General features: G+C 30.0%; 17 protein-coding genes. 9 read left to right on the forward strand and 8 right to left on the reverse strand.

Annotated elements, in window-relative coordinates; translation table 11 throughout:
- Positions 1-61 precede the first annotated feature (61 nt).
- The 5 genes from IEW75_RS04100 to galE all read left to right on the forward strand — a co-directional run bounded on the left by IEW75_RS04100 (position 62) and on the right by galE (position 4,770).
- Positions 62-790 carry a nitroreductase family protein gene (locus IEW75_RS04100; protein ID WP_134247357.1) on the forward strand — a complete coding sequence of 243 codons (729 nt, stop codon included), beginning with the start codon at positions 62-64 and terminating at the stop codon, positions 788-790.
- Between the two features lie 48 nt (positions 791-838).
- Positions 839-1,627 carry a serine O-acetyltransferase gene (locus IEW75_RS04105; RefSeq protein ID WP_134247356.1) on the forward strand — a complete coding sequence of 263 codons (789 nt, stop codon included), beginning with the start codon at positions 839-841 and terminating at the stop codon, positions 1,625-1,627.
- Positions 1,628-1,630: 3 nt separating this feature from the next.
- Entirely contained in the window at positions 1,631-2,518 is an 888-nt protein-coding gene (gene cysM, locus IEW75_RS04110) for a cysteine synthase CysM (protein ID WP_134247355.1), read from the forward strand.
- Between the two features lie 87 nt (positions 2,519-2,605).
- Positions 2,606-3,757 (forward strand): DegT/DnrJ/EryC1/StrS family aminotransferase, encoded by a 1,152-nt coding sequence (locus IEW75_RS04115; protein WP_134247354.1) that lies wholly within the window; start codon positions 2,606-2,608, stop codon positions 3,755-3,757.
- A 2-nt stretch (positions 3,758-3,759) separates the two neighbouring features.
- Entirely contained in the window at positions 3,760-4,770 is a 1,011-nt protein-coding gene (galE, locus tag IEW75_RS04120) for a UDP-glucose 4-epimerase GalE (RefSeq protein WP_134247353.1), read from the forward strand.
- Between the two features lie 86 nt (positions 4,771-4,856).
- Here the strand turns inward: galE and fabD are convergent, their stop codons facing one another.
- Entirely contained in the window at positions 4,857-5,738 is an 882-nt protein-coding gene (fabD, locus tag IEW75_RS04125; RefSeq protein WP_134247352.1) for an ACP S-malonyltransferase, read from the reverse strand.
- A 78-nt stretch (positions 5,739-5,816) separates the two neighbouring features.
- Between fabD and IEW75_RS04130 the strand changes: the two genes are divergently transcribed.
- On the forward strand, positions 5,817-6,509 hold the full coding sequence (locus IEW75_RS04130; RefSeq protein WP_134247351.1) for a queuosine precursor transporter: 693 nt from the start codon (positions 5,817-5,819) through the stop codon (positions 6,507-6,509).
- A gap of 159 nt (positions 6,510-6,668) precedes the next feature.
- Here the strand turns inward: IEW75_RS04130 and IEW75_RS04135 are convergent, their stop codons facing one another.
- Positions 6,669-7,634 (reverse strand): YitT family protein, encoded by a 966-nt coding sequence (locus tag IEW75_RS04135; RefSeq protein ID WP_134247350.1) that lies wholly within the window; start codon positions 7,632-7,634, stop codon positions 6,669-6,671.
- A 26-nt stretch (positions 7,635-7,660) separates the two neighbouring features.
- Positions 7,661-8,458, reverse strand: coding sequence for a DUF2797 domain-containing protein (locus tag IEW75_RS04140; protein ID WP_134247349.1), 798 nt, complete (start codon positions 8,456-8,458; stop codon positions 7,661-7,663).
- Positions 8,459-8,505: 47 nt separating this feature from the next.
- Between IEW75_RS04140 and IEW75_RS04145 the strand changes: the two genes are divergently transcribed.
- A complete protein-coding gene (locus tag IEW75_RS04145) occupies positions 8,506-10,029 on the forward strand; it encodes a GH3 auxin-responsive promoter family protein (RefSeq protein WP_134247348.1) in 1,524 nt (507 codons plus the stop codon).
- A 33-nt stretch (positions 10,030-10,062) separates the two neighbouring features.
- Here the strand turns inward: IEW75_RS04145 and IEW75_RS04150 are convergent, their stop codons facing one another.
- Positions 10,063-11,040 (reverse strand): polyprenyl synthetase family protein, encoded by a 978-nt coding sequence (locus tag IEW75_RS04150; protein WP_134247347.1) that lies wholly within the window; start codon positions 11,038-11,040, stop codon positions 10,063-10,065.
- A gap of 107 nt (positions 11,041-11,147) precedes the next feature.
- Here IEW75_RS04150 and IEW75_RS04155 point away from each other — a divergent pair, with 107 nt between their 5' ends.
- Complete coding sequence (locus IEW75_RS04155; protein WP_134247346.1) at positions 11,148-11,603, forward strand: hypothetical protein; 456 nt, start codon at positions 11,148-11,150, stop codon at positions 11,601-11,603.
- An 84-nt stretch (positions 11,604-11,687) separates the two neighbouring features.
- Here IEW75_RS04155 and IEW75_RS04160 read toward each other — a convergent pair whose 3' ends face one another.
- From IEW75_RS04160 to IEW75_RS04175, 4 genes are read right to left on the reverse strand one after another with little or no spacing between them, the layout of a single operon-like run.
- Complete coding sequence (locus IEW75_RS04160; protein ID WP_134247345.1) at positions 11,688-12,764, reverse strand: bifunctional 3-deoxy-7-phosphoheptulonate synthase/chorismate mutase type II; 1,077 nt, start codon at positions 12,762-12,764, stop codon at positions 11,688-11,690.
- 18 nt (positions 12,765-12,782) lie between these two features.
- Positions 12,783-13,640, reverse strand: a complete 858-nt coding sequence (locus IEW75_RS04165) for a prephenate dehydrogenase (RefSeq protein WP_134247344.1) — start codon at positions 13,638-13,640, stop codon at positions 12,783-12,785.
- Between the two features lies 1 nt (position 13,641).
- Positions 13,642-14,799 (reverse strand): pyridoxal phosphate-dependent aminotransferase, encoded by a 1,158-nt coding sequence (locus tag IEW75_RS04170; protein ID WP_134247343.1) that lies wholly within the window; start codon positions 14,797-14,799, stop codon positions 13,642-13,644.
- Positions 14,799-15,617 (reverse strand): prephenate dehydratase, encoded by an 819-nt coding sequence (locus tag IEW75_RS04175; RefSeq protein WP_134247342.1) that lies wholly within the window; start codon positions 15,615-15,617, stop codon positions 14,799-14,801. The genes IEW75_RS04170 and IEW75_RS04175 overlap by 1 nt, the downstream gene beginning before the upstream one ends.
- Positions 15,618-16,027: 410 nt before the next feature.
- On the opposite strand from IEW75_RS04175, the gene IEW75_RS04180 reads away from it, so the two are divergent.
- Positions 16,028-17,398: a capsule assembly Wzi family protein gene (locus IEW75_RS04180; RefSeq protein WP_134247341.1), complete on the forward strand. Its 1,371-nt coding sequence runs from the start codon at positions 16,028-16,030 to the stop codon at positions 17,396-17,398.
- Positions 17,399-17,401: the final 3 nt, after the last annotated feature.

Here is a 17,401-nt window from a genome sequence, read left to right on the forward strand (position 1 = left end):
TAACAGTTGGCAGTATTCAGTAATAGTTTGCATAATTAATAACTCGTAATTATAATTTTCTATGGGGAAAAATCTTATTGAAGCAATTAATTACCGTCGCTCGGTTAGAGTATATGATAGTCAAAAAGAAATTGATTCTGAAATAGTTAAAAAATGCATTCAGCAAGCTACACTCGCACCAACAAGTAGTAATATGCAATTATGGGAATTTCACCATATAACTTCAAAAGATATTTTAAAAAAATTAGCAATCGCTTGTTTAAATCAAAATGCGGCAACCACAGCTAAACAAATGGTTGTAATTGTAGTTAGAAAAGATTTATGGAAACAACGTATAAAGGCTAACTTAAATAATTTAAATGCCATTTATGGTGAAAAAAATAAAAGCGAATATAGTTCTAGAGAAAAATTTGCAAAAAACTATTACAGTAAACTAATGCCTATAATTTACAGTGATTTTTTAGGCATTTTTGGATACCTAAAATTTGCTTTTTCTTGGCTTACAGGATTATTTAAACCAACGTATCGTCAGCTTAGAAATTCTGACATGCGCATTGTTGCTCACAAAAGTGCTGGATTAGCAGCACAAACTTTTATGTTAAGTATGGCTGCTGAAAAATACGATACATGCCCAATGGAAGGAATAGATTCTTTACGGATTAAAAAACTATTAAAACTTCCATTAAGCAGCGAAATAAATATGGTTATTTCTTGTGGAATTAGAAAGCCTGAAGGAATTTATGGGGAGCGTTTTAGAATCCCTTTTGAAAAAGTTTACCAACAATGGTAATTAAACAAATTTAAATACGACAAAGAATTAGAAAGCTTTAAAAAAATTATGACTGCAAAAGAGAGTATTATTCATAAAATAATATCGAGCGAAAATCGACCACACTTAAATTTCAGCTTAAAACATAAAACTGAAAAATTTACAGATAACTTATTTCAAACTTTATTTGATGCTGAAACTTGCGTAGCTGAAAACATTGAACAATTAGAAATTGATTTTGATGAAATTTACAAATTAGCTTGTATAGTTGATAAAGAATCCTGTAGCACTATTTGGAAAACATTTTTATCTAAACTTCCAGAAATTTTAGAAAACTTAAATTTAGACGCACTAGAATTGGTAAACAACGATCCAGCTTCAAATACTATTGAAGAAGTTTACATGGCTTACCCTGGATTTTATGCAATTGCAATTTACCGTTTTAGTCACGAATTGCATTTACTAAAGACACCTTTAATTCCAAGACTAATGAGCGAATATGCGCATAGCAAAACAGGGACTGACATTCATCCTGGAGCTACCATTGGAAACAGTTTTTTTATAGATCACGCAACTGGTACCGTAATTGGTGAAACTTGTATCATTAAAGACCATGTGAAAATTTACCAAGGAGTTACTTTAGGAGCATTGCAAGTTTCAAAAGAATTAAAAAATGTAAAAAGACATCCAACTGTTGAAGAAAATGTAACAATTTATGCCAACGCAACTATATTAGGAGGTAAAACTGTTATTGGCAAAAACAGTATAATTGGTGGTAACGTATGGATTACAGAATCAATTCCGGAAAATTCTTTGGTGTATCACAAAGCTGAAATTAGATTGAAACAAAAAAAATAACAAATGACATCTAAACATTTATTCGATTTTATTGGAAACACTCCATTAGTAAAAGCCAAGAATATTTTATCAAAAGAAGGTGTTTCACTCTACCTTAAATTAGAAGGAAACAATCCCGGAGGAAGTGTAAAAGATAGAGCTGCCTTCAATATGATTGCTACTGCCTTAGAAAGAGGTGATCTACAAAAAAACGACTATCTAATAGAGGCTACAAGCGGAAATACAGGAATTGCACTGGCTATGATTGCACAGCAATTTGGAATTAAAATTGAATTGGTTATGCCCGAAAATTCAACCAAAGAACGTGTACAAACTATGCAGGCTTACGGTGCTAAAGTTACTTTAACTTCTAGCGATATTGGTATTGAAGGTTCTAGAATCTACGCCGAAAAAATGGTAGCAGAAAAAGGATTTAAAATGCTAAATCAATTTGCAAATGAAGATAATTGGAAAGCACATTACAAAACTACTGGTCCCGAAATCTGGAGAGATACCGATGGCGAAATAACACATTTTGTTTCTGCTATGGGCACAACTGGAACCGTTATAGGAACTTCAACCTTCTTAAAAGAAAAAAACAAGAACATACAAATTATTGGTGCACAGCCAACAGATAATTCTAAAATTCCTGGAATTAGAAAATGGTCTCCAGAATTTTTACCAAAAATATTCAATCCTAAAAAAGTAGATATCATTATTGAAGTTAGTGAAACTGAAGCTCGAGAAATGACTAAAAGACTTGCAAAAGAAGAAGGAATTTTTGCAGGAATGAGCAGTGGAGGATCAGTTACAGCAGCTATAAAATTATCTAAAACTATAGAAAAAGGAATTATAGTTGCCATTATTTGCGATCGTGGAGATCGTTATTTATCATCAGATTTATTTGAATAAAACGTTGTAGCAACTATCCGTATTTTAGATTGGATAGGAATGTCTTTTATTGTATTTTTGTTTGTTAGAATACATACAAATCTTACCATGAAAAAAATTCAGATGGTTGACCTCCAAAGTCAATACGCTAAAATTCAAGAACAAGTTGATTCAAAAATTTCAGAAGTTTTAAAATCTGCTGCCTATATAAATGGACCTGAAGTCCATTCATTTCAAAAAAATTTAGAAACATATTTAGATGTAAAACACGTCATTCCGTGTGCGAATGGAACCGATGCGCTGCAAATTGCCATGATGGGTTTAGGACTAGAACCTGGTGATGAAGTAATTACAGCCGACTTTACATTTGCTGCAACTGTAGAAGTTATTGCGCTTTTACATTTAACACCTGTTCTGGTTGATGTTGAAAAAGATACTTTTAACATGGATATTGCAGCATTAAAAAAAGCAATTACCTCAAAAACAAAAGCTATTGTACCTGTTCATTTATTCGGACAATGTGCAAATATGGAAGCCGTTTTGGAAGTTGCAAAAGAACACAACTTATTTGTAATTGAGGATACTGCACAAGCAATTGGAGCTAATTACACATTTAAAGATGGTACTAAAAAGAAAGCAGGAACCATTGGAACTATTGGAACTACTTCTTTCTTTCCTTCTAAAAATTTAGGTTGTTATGGAGATGGAGGTGCAATTTTCACCGATGATGATGATTTAGCACATACGATTAGAGGAATTGTTAACCATGGAATGTACAAGCGTTATTACCACGATGTTGTTGGTGTTAACTCTAGATTAGATAGTGTTCAGGCAGCTGTTTTAAATGTAAAATTACCACTTTTAGATGGGTATTGTGATGCTCGTAGAAAAGCAGCAATATTTTACAACAATGCATTTAAAAACAATGCAAATATTGTAACTCCTAAGACTGGAAATAGCTGTGAATTTATCTGTGAAAATTGTGATTGCCACGTTTTTCATCAATATACTTTGCAAATTTTAAATGGTAAAAGAAACGAATTACACCAACATTTATTAGATAACGGAATTCCAAATGCTATCTACTACCCTGTCCCTTTACATAGTCAAAAAGCGTATGCAGACGAACGTTATAATGAAGCTGATTTTAAAGTTACCAATGAATTGATTGATACTGTAATTTCTTTACCAATGCATACAGAATTAGATGAAGAGCAATTAAATTTTATTTCTTCAACAATTTTAAATTTCGTTAAATAAAGATGAAAAAGATATTAGTGACAGGCGGGTTAGGTTTTATTGGATCCCATACCGTTGTAGAATTACAAAATGAAGGTTTTGAAGTTTTAATTATAGATAATTTGTCAAATACTTCTATAGAAGTTCTAGATAAAATTACTTCAATAACAGGAATAAAACCAACATATTTTAATATTGATTTAAAAAATCAGAAAAGTGTTAAAGATTTTTTTGCAGAGAATAGAGTAGATGGAGTTATTCATTTTGCAGCCTCAAAAGCCGTAGGAGAAAGTGTTCAAATGCCCTTAGAATATTACGAAAATAATATTGGTAGTTTGGTGTACATCCTTCAGGAAATGAAGACCAATAACTTAAACAATTTTATATTTAGTTCATCTTGTACTGTTTATGGACAAGCAGATGAATTACCTATTACCGAAAAAGCACCAATAAAACCTGCGGAATCTCCATATGGAAACACTAAACAAATAGGTGAAGAAATTATTAAAGATACTACCAAAGTAACTGATTTAAAAGCAATTGCCTTAAGATATTTTAATCCTACTGGAGCGCACGAATCTGCAAAAATTGGAGAATTACCAATTGGTGTTCCTCAAAATTTAATTCCATTTGTAGTACAAACTGCAGCTGGCATTAGAAAAGAATTATCAGTTTTTGGAAGCGATTACCCAACTCCAGACGGCACTGCTGTTCGTGATTATATTCATGTAGTAGATTTAGCAAAAGCACATATTATTGCTTTAAAAAGATTGATTGACAACAACAATAAATCTCAATTCGAAGTTTTTAATTTAGGAACAGGTAAAGGAAATTCTGTATTAGAAGTAATTAAAACTTTTGAAAAAGTTACCGGTAAAAAAGTAAATTATAAATTGGTAGATCGAAGAGAAGGGGATATTACCGCGGCTTATGCAGATACAAATTTTGCTAACAAAGAACTTGGATGGAAAGCTGAATTAGGTTTAGATGCTGCTTTACTTTCTGCTTGGAAATGGCAAGAAACATTGGAATAAATAACAATTTTAAATTTGAAAAAAGGCTGACAAAAAATTAAAATTTTAGTCAGCCTTTTTTATTTTAGTTTCGATTAATATAAGAATTAGTTACCTGCTCCACTAGCGGTAACATTTCTATCTATTTTACGCATTAATCCTTGTAAAACTTTTCCAGGACCAACTTCAACAAATTCAGTTCCTCCATCAGCAATCATAGCTTGTACACATTGTGTCCAACGTACAGGAGCCGTTAATTGTGCTATTAAATTTTCTTTAATTTCATCTGCATTTGTAACCGCTTTTGCCACAACATTTTGATATACTGGACACATTGGCTCACTAAAAACTGTATTGTTAATAGCTTCAGCTAATTCTTCTCTAGCCGGCGCCATAAGAGGTGAATGAAACGCTCCACCAACTGGTAATTTTAATGCTCTTTTTGCTCCTTTTTCAGTAAGTGCAGCACATGCTTTGTCTATTGCTGTAATTTCTCCTGAAATTACTAATTGCCCAGGGCAATTATAGTTAGCTGCAACCACCACTCCATCAATACTAGCACAAACCTCTTCAACAATGGTATCTTCTAAACCTAATACTGCAGCCATTGTAGATTCTTGAGCTTCACACGCTTTTTGCATTGCTAAAGCTCTCTTAGAAACCAACTTAAGCCCGTCTTCAAAAGTTAACACTCCATTGGCAACCAATGCAGAAAATTCACCTAAAGAATGACCCGCAACCATTTCTGGCTTAAAATCTTCTCCTAATGTTTTTGCTAAAATTACTGAGTGTAAAAAAATTGCAGGTTGTGTTACTTTAGTTTGTTTTAAATCTTCGGCAGAACCTTCAAACATAATGTCTGTTATAGAAAAACCTAAAATATTGTTTGCTTGTTCAAAAAGTTCTTGAGCTAACGGTGAGTTTTGATATAAATCTAAACCCATTCCTGTAAATTGTGCCCCTTGACCTGGAAATATGTATGCTTTCATTTTATATATTTATTTCAATTCAAATTTCAAAAAGCAAAAATAAGAATAAATTACTATATTCGTATCAACTTGCTACTAATGAATCCAAAACTAAAATCTGAAGCTTTCACAATCTATTTAATTTTAGCATCTATGTTTATTGCAGCACTGGTGGCTTCAAATTTAATTTTTCAGAAGTTTTTTTATTGGAATCCTTTTGGCTGGTATAGATTTGAACTTTCTGTTGGAATTTTACCTTACCCAATTACGTTTTTAATTACTGATATTATTTCGGAAATTTATGGACGGAAAAAAGCAAACCAAGTTGTAATTGCCGGGATTTTTGCTTCATTTTTTTCAATGTGTATTATTTTAATTGCAAATTTCACACCTGCAATTGACAGCTCACCAATTAACAATGAAATTTTTACAAAAGTATTTGGATTATCGCCAATTGCTGTTTTAGCGTCTATGCTGGCCTATTTGTTTGCACAATTTGTTGATATTCGAATTTTTCATTTTTGGAAACGAAAAACCAATAGTAAACATTTATGGTTACGAAATAATTTTTCTACATTTTCTTCTCAGTTAATCGACACTTCAACCGTAGTAGGTTTATTATGTATTTTTAAGGTGTTGCCTTGGAGCCTATTTGGCTCGTTAGTTTTAAGTGGATTTTTATTTAAAATTATAATTGCACTTTTAGATACGCCAATTTTATATTTTATTGTACACTTATTTAGAAAACGCTTTCATTTAAAACAAGGAGAAGAAATTAAACTACTCGACTAATTTTGGCATATAATTTGCGATATTTCAATTAAATGGGTAACAAATTAAAAAAGTTATTGATTTAAAAATGTAAGTGAAACATAAAGTAAATGGTTAAGCCATCAATAAAAAGAAACATTTACATATTTAAATAAAGATTAAAATAAATGATAACCCCAATTATTTTAAAGGTCGTTTTTTTATCATTCCACCTTTAGTGTCTTTTATACTATTCATTATTATAAAAGCATCTTCATCTATTTTATCAATTTCAGTTTTAATTTTGGCAATTTCAAGTCGTGTTACAATGGTATAAAGAATATCAAAATCAGTAAGGTCTACTCCCTTTTTACCAAAACCACCTTTTCCAGCGTACACAGTAACTCCACGTCCTAAACTTTCGGTTATCATTAATCTTATTTTTTCACTTTGACTAGAAATAATTGTAATACTCGTGTATTCCTCAACACCTTCTATAATAAAATCAACAGTTTTTGCGGCTGCCATATATGTTAACATCGCGTACAAAGCAACTTCAATTGATAAAATATAAGCCCCAAAGGAAAATATAATAACATTACCAATTAAAATTATATCACCAATTGTAAGACCTGTTTTTTTACTTAAATAAATTGCCAACACCTCTGTTCCATCAATAACAGCACCTCCTCTAATTGCCATTCCAATACCTCCCCCTAAGAAAAAACCTCCAAAAACAGCAATTAATAATTTATCTGATGTAATTAAAGGATATGGAATAAAATGCACTGTTAATGCTAAGGCTATAATTGCTAAAATACTTTTTATTGCAAATTGTTTTCCAATGTTGGAATACCCCAATATAATAAATGGCAAATTCACAATAATTATGAGTACAGATAGTGAAAAGCCTGTAGTTTCTGAAATTAATAAAGATATTCCCATTGCTCCACCATCAATAAAAGAATTTGGTAATAAAAACCCTTTTAAGCCAAAACCTGCAGAAACAACTCCTATTAAGATAAAAAATACTTCGCTGATACTATGAGAAATGCTCACCTCTATATTTTTAACTTCTACAGAAAGTTTATTACGAGGTTTATCCCTATTTTTTTTGAATCTACGTTTTACTGCTTTAACAACTAGGTTATGTATAAATGCAATCATATATTATGTTACTTTTTATTTATTAATTACTTAATTGTAATTATTACTCTAAAACCTTCATTATTTCTAACATTAAAAACGGTAGTGTCCTCAAATAATAAATACTGCCCTTTTATCCCTTTTAATTTTCCAGAATACACATGGGATTTTTCCAAATTTAAACTTTTAATTTTTTTAGGGTATTGTAAAACCGGATAATTTATCTCTGTAATTTTACCGTTATTTGCTAAAAAATATGGCTGGGCGTCTTCCGGAAGATATTGTTTTAATTTTTCTCTTGCTTCAATTAAGTCATCAGTTGAAATCTCATTTTTTAACATTTTTTGCCAACTTGTTTTATCGGCAACATGTTCTTTTAAAGCAACTTCAGTAATACCTGCTAAATACCTGTTTGGTACTTCTACAATTTCAATAGCTTTTGATGCTCCTTGATCTATCCAACGTGTTGGAACTTGTGTTTTTCTAGTTACACCAACTTTCACATTACTTGAAAGTGCCAAATATACAATATGCGGTTGTAATTGTACACTTTTCTCGTAATCTAAATCTCTATCCTCTATATCTTCATGTGCCGTACTTAATTCTGGCTTCATAATCCAATCTCCAACCGCAGCACTATTATAGAAACAGTCGTAACAAAAACCCTGTCTAAATATTTTTTTTTCTTTACCGCAACACAAACATTGATACCCTTCAAAACTTAACTCAATGTTTTTATCTAATAATTGATTTAAAACTAAAAAATCATTTTCAACATCTAAATAATATTGAACTTGATAGTTAAGTTCTGTTTTCATTTTTTTTAGTACGGTTTGATATTGCATCTAAAGTTTTTTATTAAATTTAACATTCCAAATATACTGATTATAATATGCCATTTCAAATAGTAAATTCAATAATATCTTGGTTTCTAAAAAAAAGAAAACATCAAATGGAACTGTTTTTAAAATATCCTATTAATGTTCAGCACGAGTTATTGTTTAAATTAGTGCATAAAGCTAAAAACACAGAAGTAGGCTTAAAATATAACTTTTCCTCAATTACCAACTATAATGATTTTACTAAAAATGTACCTATTCAACAATATGAATCTATAGAATATTTAATTAATCGTACTCGAAAAGGTGAGCAAAATGTTTTTTGGCCTACACCAATTAAATGGTTTGCAAAATCCAGTGGCACTACCAATGCAAAAAGTAAGTTTATTCCTGTAAGCGATGAAGCCTTAGAAGATTGCCATTTTAAAGCTGGTAAAGACATGCTTTGCTTGTATTTTAACAATAATGAAGAGGCTCAATTATTCACTGGAAAAGGATTACGCTTAGGAGGAAGCAGTGCTGTTTATGAAGATAACGATACTTATTTTGGTGATTTGTCAGCAATTATTATTGAAAACATGCCATTTTGGGCAGATTTTAGCAGTGCCCCAAAACAAGAAACGGCATTAATGGGTGAATGGGAAACAAAACTAAATGCAATAGTTGAAGAAACAGTTAATGAAGATATAACAAGTTTAGTTGGCGTTCCATCGTGGATGTTAGTGCTATTAAACAGGATTCTAGAAAAGACTGGAAAAGAGCATATTTTAGAAGTTTGGCCTAATTTAGAAGTGTACTTTCACGGAGGTGTAAATTTTAATCCTTACAGAGAACAGTTTAAAAAATTAATTCCCAAAAAAAACTTTAAATACTATGAAACTTACAATGCTTCAGAAGGTTTTTTTGCCATTCAAGATGTAAATAATTCTTTAGACATGTTATTAATGTTAGATTATGGAATTTTTTACGAATTTATTCCAATGGATATTTTTGATGGTGAAGATTCTAAAGCAATTCCTCTTGAAAAAGTAAAATTAAATACCAATTACGCACTTGTTATCACTACAAATGGTGGATTATGGCGTTATTTAATTGGAGATACCGTAAAGTTTACTTCTTTAAACCCCTACAGAATTAGAATAACTGGACGTACAAAACATTTTATAAATGTTTTTGGCGAAGAATTAATTATTGAAAATGCAGAAGAAGCATTAAAACAAGCCTGTTTAAAAACTAATGCTGAAATTTCTGAATATACCGCAGCACCTATTTTTATGAAAAACAAAAAAGGTGGTGGCCACGAATGGATGATAGAATTTAAAAAGCATCCAAAAAATATAAATTATTTTACAGAAATATTAGACAATGCATTAAAGTCTATAAATTCTGATTATGAGGCTAAAAGGTATAATAATTTAACTTTAGCCATGCCAAAAATTAATGTAGCTCAAGAGGGTTTATTTTATAATTGGCTTAAACTTAAAGGAAAATTAGGTGGACAACATAAAATACCAAGACTTTCAAATTCAAGAAAACATTTAGACGAATTATTAGAGTTAAGTATCCTTAAAGTTTAGTATCAACTTTGCTATTAACGAATACCTTAAATATTATTTTTTTCGTTCAATAACATAATTTACCATAATAAGTAATGACTCTTTATAAGGTGAGTCTGGGTATTCATTCAAAATTGCTAAGGCTTTTGTTTGATATTCTTTCATTTTAGCGATTGTATATTCTATACCGCCATTTTCTTTAACAAAAGCAATTACCTCTTTTACTCTTTTTTTATTTTTATTATGATTTTTAACCGAATTAATTAACCATTTTTTGTCCTTTTCAGAACAATTATTAAGCGTATAAATTAATGGCAAAGTCATTTTCTGTTCTTTAATATCAATACCTGTTGGCTTTCCAATATGTGCTTCTGTATAATCAAATAAATCGTCTTTAATTTGAAAAGCAATTCCAATTAACTCACCAAATAGCCTCATTTTTTCAACTTCTTCTGTGGTGCTTCCAACTGATGCGGCACCAATACCACAACAAGCTGCTATTAAAGTTGCTGTTTTCTGGCGAATAATTTCAAAATAAACAGCTTCTGTTATATCTAGTTTTCGAGCCTTTTCGATTTGAAGTAACTCACCTTCACTCATTTCTCGAACAGCAATAGAAATTAATTTTAATATATCAAAATCTTCATTATCAATTGAAAGTAATAATCCTTTAGACAATAAAAAATCACCTACTAAAACAGCAATTTTATTTTTCCAAAGAGCGTTTACCGAGAAAAAACCACGTCTTCTATTACTATCGTCAACAACATCGTCGTGTACTAAAGTTGCAGTATGAATTAATTCAATAATTGAAGCTCCCCTATATGTTCTTTCATCAAACCTACCATTCGAAACCATTTTGGCAACTAAAAAAACAAACATAGGTCGCATTTGTTTTCCCTTTCTTCTAATTATAAAATGTGTAATTCTATTTAAAAGTGGAACCTTGGTAATCATTGCCTCTCTGAATTTACTTTCAAAGAGCTCCATTTCCTGAAATATAGGTTGTTTTATTTGTTCTACTGGCTTCATAAGAATTACAAAAATAACAGAATATTTTGTATCCGTCTAAATTAATTTGATTGCTTATTCAAAATATTAGTTCGTACTTTTATAAAATCAATTTAATTTAATCAAAAATGAAACTAATTTTACTTACAGCAACACTAATTTTAATATCTTTTATTGATTTAAAAGCTCAAAGTTATGAGTATAAAGTTATTACAAGTATAGAATCTATTGTACCAATGGGCATAGGAAGATCTCGCATAATTTCTTCTGAAGAAGACAAAGATTATAACAATTTCACCTCAGAACGAAGTACCGAAAACAATAAACAAAACAAATCGAAACGCTCAAGTATTAAAATTGACAATTTTGAAGAAACCAAATTACTTAACTTTTTTAGTATTGCAGGTATTAATTTTAAAAATGTTGCCTCTAATGACGCTATTATAAGTTCAAAAATAAATACAATGACAAGTAATGGTTGGGATTTAGCATTTGTTGTTAGTGGAGTAGAAAGTGATGCTGGTAAAAATGACGGGCAAGGAATTTATATTACACGTTATATTTTTAAGAGATTGAGAGAGTAATAAATAAATTATAAAAAAAAAAAGGCTTTTTGAAAAAGGTATAATTTCTTCAACCTAAACTTTTCAAAAAGCCTTTTAAAAAAATTATTTTACATTATGTTGAATATTTATAGACTCAACGTGTATTGCCTTAAATACTTCTTCTACAAATTCTTCGCTTAAACCTTTACTTTTTCCAGTTTCTACCATAGTTGATAAAATATCTGACCATCTACCACTTTGTAAAATTGCTACATTTTCTTGATGTTTTAATCTTCCAATACTTTCTGCAATCACCATTCTATCACTTAAAATATCTATTATATTACCATCAATTAAATCAAGTTCTTTACGGTATAAGTTTAATTTACTTTGAAAACTTTCTTTAGAACTACTTTTCTGACGAATTTTTAAATCTTGAGTAATTTTATGCAATTGTGCTGGTGTAATTTGCTGTGCAGCATCACTCCACGCATTGTCTGGATCAATATGAGTTTCAATCATAAAACCATCAAAATTTAAATCTAAGGCCGTTTGAGAAACATCTAAAATAGTATCTCTCCTACCACAAATATGAGATGGATCAAGAATTAAAGGTAAATCTGGAAATTCTTTTTTCAATTCAATTGCAATATGCCATTTTGGTTTATTTCTGTAATGTCCTGTATGATAAGCTGAAAATCCACGGTGAATTACACCAAGTTGTGAAATTCCATTTGCTTGAAAACGTTCAACACCACCTAACCACAAGGCTAAATCTGGATTTACTGGGTTTTTAACTAAAACTGGTTTGTCAACACCTTTTAAAGCATCTGCAATTTCTTGAACAGCAAAAGGATTTACAGTAGTTCTAGCTCCAATCCATAAAATATCAACATCGGCCTTTAAAGCTAATTCTACATGATTTGCGTTTCCAACTTCTGTAGTAATTTTAAGTCCTGTTTCCTCACGAACTCTTTGTAGCCATGGCAATCCAATTCCACCAACACCTTCAAAACCTCCTGGTCTTGTTCTTGGTTTCCAAATACCTGCTCTAAACACGTTTGTATCAGTATCTTTTAATAAATGAGCTGTTTTTAAAACTTGCTCTTCTGTTTCTGCACTACAAGGTCCAGCAATTACAATTGGATGAGAAAGTCCCATTCCATCTAACCATTTTCTGTTTTCTTTTGTTATTTCCATCTTATTTTATTTTCTTTTTTAGTCGTTTTCTTTAATTCCGTTTAAAATTGATTTTATATAATTTGTGTTTTTCATAGATTCTCTTAAACCACTATCATCTGTATTTTCAATCAAGTCTTTAAATTCATTTAAATTTTTAATATACTCATTTAAAGATGTTATAATATTATCCTTATTCTCTAAAAAAATAGGTGCCCATGTATCTGCGTTACTTTTGGCCAGCCTCACAGTTGAAGCAAAACCTGTACTTGCCATATCAAAAATTGCTTGTTCATTTTTTTCAATTTGCAATACCGTTTTCCCCAACATAAAAGAACTGATATGTGATAAATGAGAAACATAAGCAATATGTCTATCGTGTTCCACTGGCTGCATCATTTTAATGCGCATATTTAATTGTTTAAACAAACTTATTGCTTCATCTAAAATTTTCCAATCTGTTTTATCAGCTTCACAAATAATATTTACTTTATGCTCGAATAGATTTAAAATTGCAGCTTCTGGACCAGAAAATTCTGTTCCTGCAAGTGGATGTGCAGCTACAAAGTTTTTACGCTTTTTATGATTTTCAACTGCTTTACAAATTTCATTTTTTACAGAACCTACATCAAAAACCAACGTATTTTCAGAAATAATATCTAACACCTGAGTTGTTAAATTTGGAATAATATTTACTGGTACTGCAATAATTATTACAGCTGCATCAACAATTTCAGAAAAACTAATTTCTTCATCAATTACTCCTAGTTTTAATGCCTTTTTAATATGATTTGGGTTTTGATCAACACCATAGACTTTATAGTTTCCTCGTTTTTTTAAATCCAAGGCTAAAGAGCCTCCAATTAAACCTAAACCTATAACAACTAATTTTTTCATGTTATATTTTTACAGTTACTATTCTTTTTAATACTTCAGTAAGCACTTCTTCTGAGACACATAAAGATGCTCTTAAATAACCTTCTCCGTTAGAACCAAAAATAGTTCCAGGTGTTATAAACACATTCTTATTGTATAATAAATCGTCTGTTACGTCTTCCGATTGTATTCCTTTTGGAAGTTTCGCCCATACAAATAATCCTCCAATTTTTTTATTATAAGTACAATCTAATACATCAAAAATTTGCCAAACTAATGCTCTTCGTCTTTTATAAATTTCGTTTTGCGCTTTAAACCAATCGCTCGATAATTTAAATGCTTCCACCGCACCTTTTTGAATTCCAAAAAACATTCCAGAATCCATATTGCTTTTTACTTGTAAAATTGTTTTAATAATTTCAGCATCTCCAACAACCATTCCAACTCGCCAACCTGCCATATTAAAGGTTTTACTTAAAGAATTTAACTCAATAGCAACTTCCTTTGCCCCTTCAATCTCGAGAATACTAAGTGGCTTTTCATTTAAAATAAAGCTATATGGATTGTCGTTTACAATTAAAATTTGATGCTTTTTAGCAAAAGCAATCAATTGTTTAAAATCTTCTTTTGAAGCAACAGCTCCTGTTGGCATATGCGGATAATTAATCCACATAATTTTTACTTTTGATAAATCTTGTTGTTCTATTTCACTAAAATTAGGCAACCAATTAGTACTTTCATTTAGATTGTATAAAACAGGTTCAGCTTCTACTAAATTAGTTACAGAAGCATAGGTTGGATATCCTGGATTAGGAATTAAAACTTTATCACCTTTATTTAAAAATGCCATAGAAATATGCATAATTCCTTCTTTTGAACCCATTAAAGGAAGAATTTCTGAAGCTGAATTTAAGGAAACATTATAGTTTTCTTTGTAAAAATTAGCGATCCCACCGCGTAATTCTGGAATTCCTTGATAACTCTGATATTGATGCGCATCTGGCAAGCTCACCGCATTTTGAATTGCTTCAATTACAGCACTTGAAGGTGCTAAATCTGGACTTCCAATTGCAATATTTATAATTGGTTTTCCTTCATTTCTTAAAGCCGCAACTTCTCTCAACTTTTTTGAGAAGTAATATTCTTTTACATCGTTTAATCTATTAGCTTTTTGTATCATTATCTTTTACCCTTTGTGTATTCTCCTAATATTTTTATTGTTTCAACTTTTTCTTTTATTTCATTTAACGCATTAAAATAATCTGCATAGCTTTTGAAAATAAAATCTGCAAAAAAAGCATATTTCCAAGGTGTATTTATAACTGGCATAGACTGGATTTTAGATAAATTTAAATTATGTTTAGCCAAAATTGATAATACTTCAGCCAAACTACCAGTATCATTACTTGTTATAAATTTTATAGAAGCTTTATTTGCAGAAACACTACTTTTATCTGAATTATTATTCAATATAAAAAAGCGTGTTGCATTTTCTTTTATGGTTTGAATTCCAGGTGCAATAATTTCTAGATTATAAATTTTTGCAGCTAAATCACTTGCAATTGCACCAACTCCTTTTAAATTATTATCTTGAATTCTTTTAGCTACCGAGGCCGTATCTTTATCTTCTATAAGCTTAATATGTGGATAGTCCTTAAAAAAATTATGACACTGTAATAGTGCCATAGGATGTGAATATACTTCTGAAATATCTGCAATATTTTGATTTTTCAACCCCATTAAATTATGTTGAATTGGTAAATGAAACTCCCCACAAATTGTTAACTGATGATCATCAATTAATGCGTAATTAGGCAAAATTGCCCCAGCAATTGAATTTTCAATTGCCATTATAAGTACATCCGCCTTTTTTTCCGACAACAGATTTGGCATTTCAGAAAAAGATAAACATTCTAATAAATCTATATTTTCTCCAAAATACTGTTGAGCCACAATGTGGTGGAAAGATCCTTTTATACCTTGAATTGCTACCTTCATTTTTTAATTTTTATTCAAAAAAAAATCTCGAAAAATTTCGAGACTCTATAATTATATTTTGTTAAACAACACATACAAAGTCTCACCTTTTATTGATAAAATAAAAGTAAAAATAGAAGTTGTTAAATGTGTTATTTGTTATCATAATCTTGTAAATACCGGACAAATCTATACATAAATTTTATAAAAACATTCTTTTTAATGAAAAAATTTCAATACTTATTGATACTTTAAAAAAGCACACCATTTAATTTAATTTTTACAATATCAATAATGATATTTTCAAGAATCTCTAAATTATTAAGATTATTATCTTATTGGTTTTTAACTGATGATTGATATATTGCACTTTATACAAACCTTAATCTAAAATTAATTAACTTTGATTTTTATTTTTTTAATAAAATATTATGATTTTGAAACCCGTTAAAATTATACTGAATTTAACTTTAATTTTTACCATATTTTTTGAATTGCATTCTCAAAATTATGTGGTGGAGTTAAACTCAAACATTAGCAGTAAAGAAAATCTGCCCTTTTTATTAACAGCAAATAAATTTGGTGCAATTCCAAACAGCAATAATGTTTTGTTAAATACAACCATTTTTTCTGATTTTAAAAATAAGAACAATAAGTTAGATGTTGCATATAAAGCTTCGATTAGTGGTTATATTGCTGACAAGAACAATGTTTTAATTAATGAACTTTATGTAAGTATTGCTTCAAAAAATTGGCAAATAGACCTTGGAAGTAAAAATGATGACATTGTATTTGAAGGCTTATCTGTATCTAATGGAAATATTATAAATTCAATTAATACAAGAGCTTTTCCGGGTATAAATTTTAAAACAAAAAGTTATTTAGAACTTCCATTCGCCAAAAACTGGTTAAAATTTAAAGCCAATTATGCTGAATATTTTTTAAATGATAAACGCTCAGTAGACATGGCGCATTTACATTATAAAAGTTTATTTTTTAAATCTAAATTATCAGACAAACTCCTTTTAATTACAGGTTTAGACCACTATGTTCAGTGGGGTGGAACTTCTGAAGAATTTGGAAAACAACCTACAAATTTTAAAACTTATTTAAAATATATAACAGGAACAGGCGATGGAAATAAAACTGAAGACCAAATTAATTCTTCTAATGCATGGGGAAATCACGTAGGTAATTATCTGGTTCAGTTAGATTATAAAGGAGAAAATTCTAACTGGAGCTTTTATTGGTCGCACCCTTTTGAAGATAGATCTGGAAGAGAATTAGCCAATTATCCAGATGCTATTTATGGCTTTTTTGTAGATTTAAAGAGTCCTAAAAGTCTTATAACCCACTTAATTACTGAATTTCAATATACCAAACACCAAGGGAAAAATAGTTCTATAAATGGATTGATTGACAACTACTTTAACAACAGTGTTTATAAAAGTGGTTGGACTTTCTTTGGACGTACTATTGGTTCACCTTTTTTTACGACCAAAGTTCCTGAAAACGGTATTACTTATGGAATTGATCAAAATAGATTTACTTCATTTAATTTTGGTGTTAAAGGATATTTAAGCAACAACATTCAATACAAAACGAATATTACTTATACCAAGTATGCTGGTTGGTTTAATAAGCCAATTAATAAATCTTTATTCGCTCCATATTTAGAATTTTTAATTACGGAAAAATCCATTCCCTTTGACATAACAGTTGGAGCCTCTGCTGACTTTGGAGATTTTTTATCAACTAATTTTGGAGGCTTTTTAAAATTAACTAAATCTGGAATTTTTTAAATT

The sequence above is a fragment of the Lutibacter litoralis genome (assembly GCF_014646675.1).
In the GTDB taxonomy this organism is placed as follows: Bacteria; Bacteroidota; Bacteroidia; order Flavobacteriales; family Flavobacteriaceae; genus Lutibacter; species Lutibacter litoralis.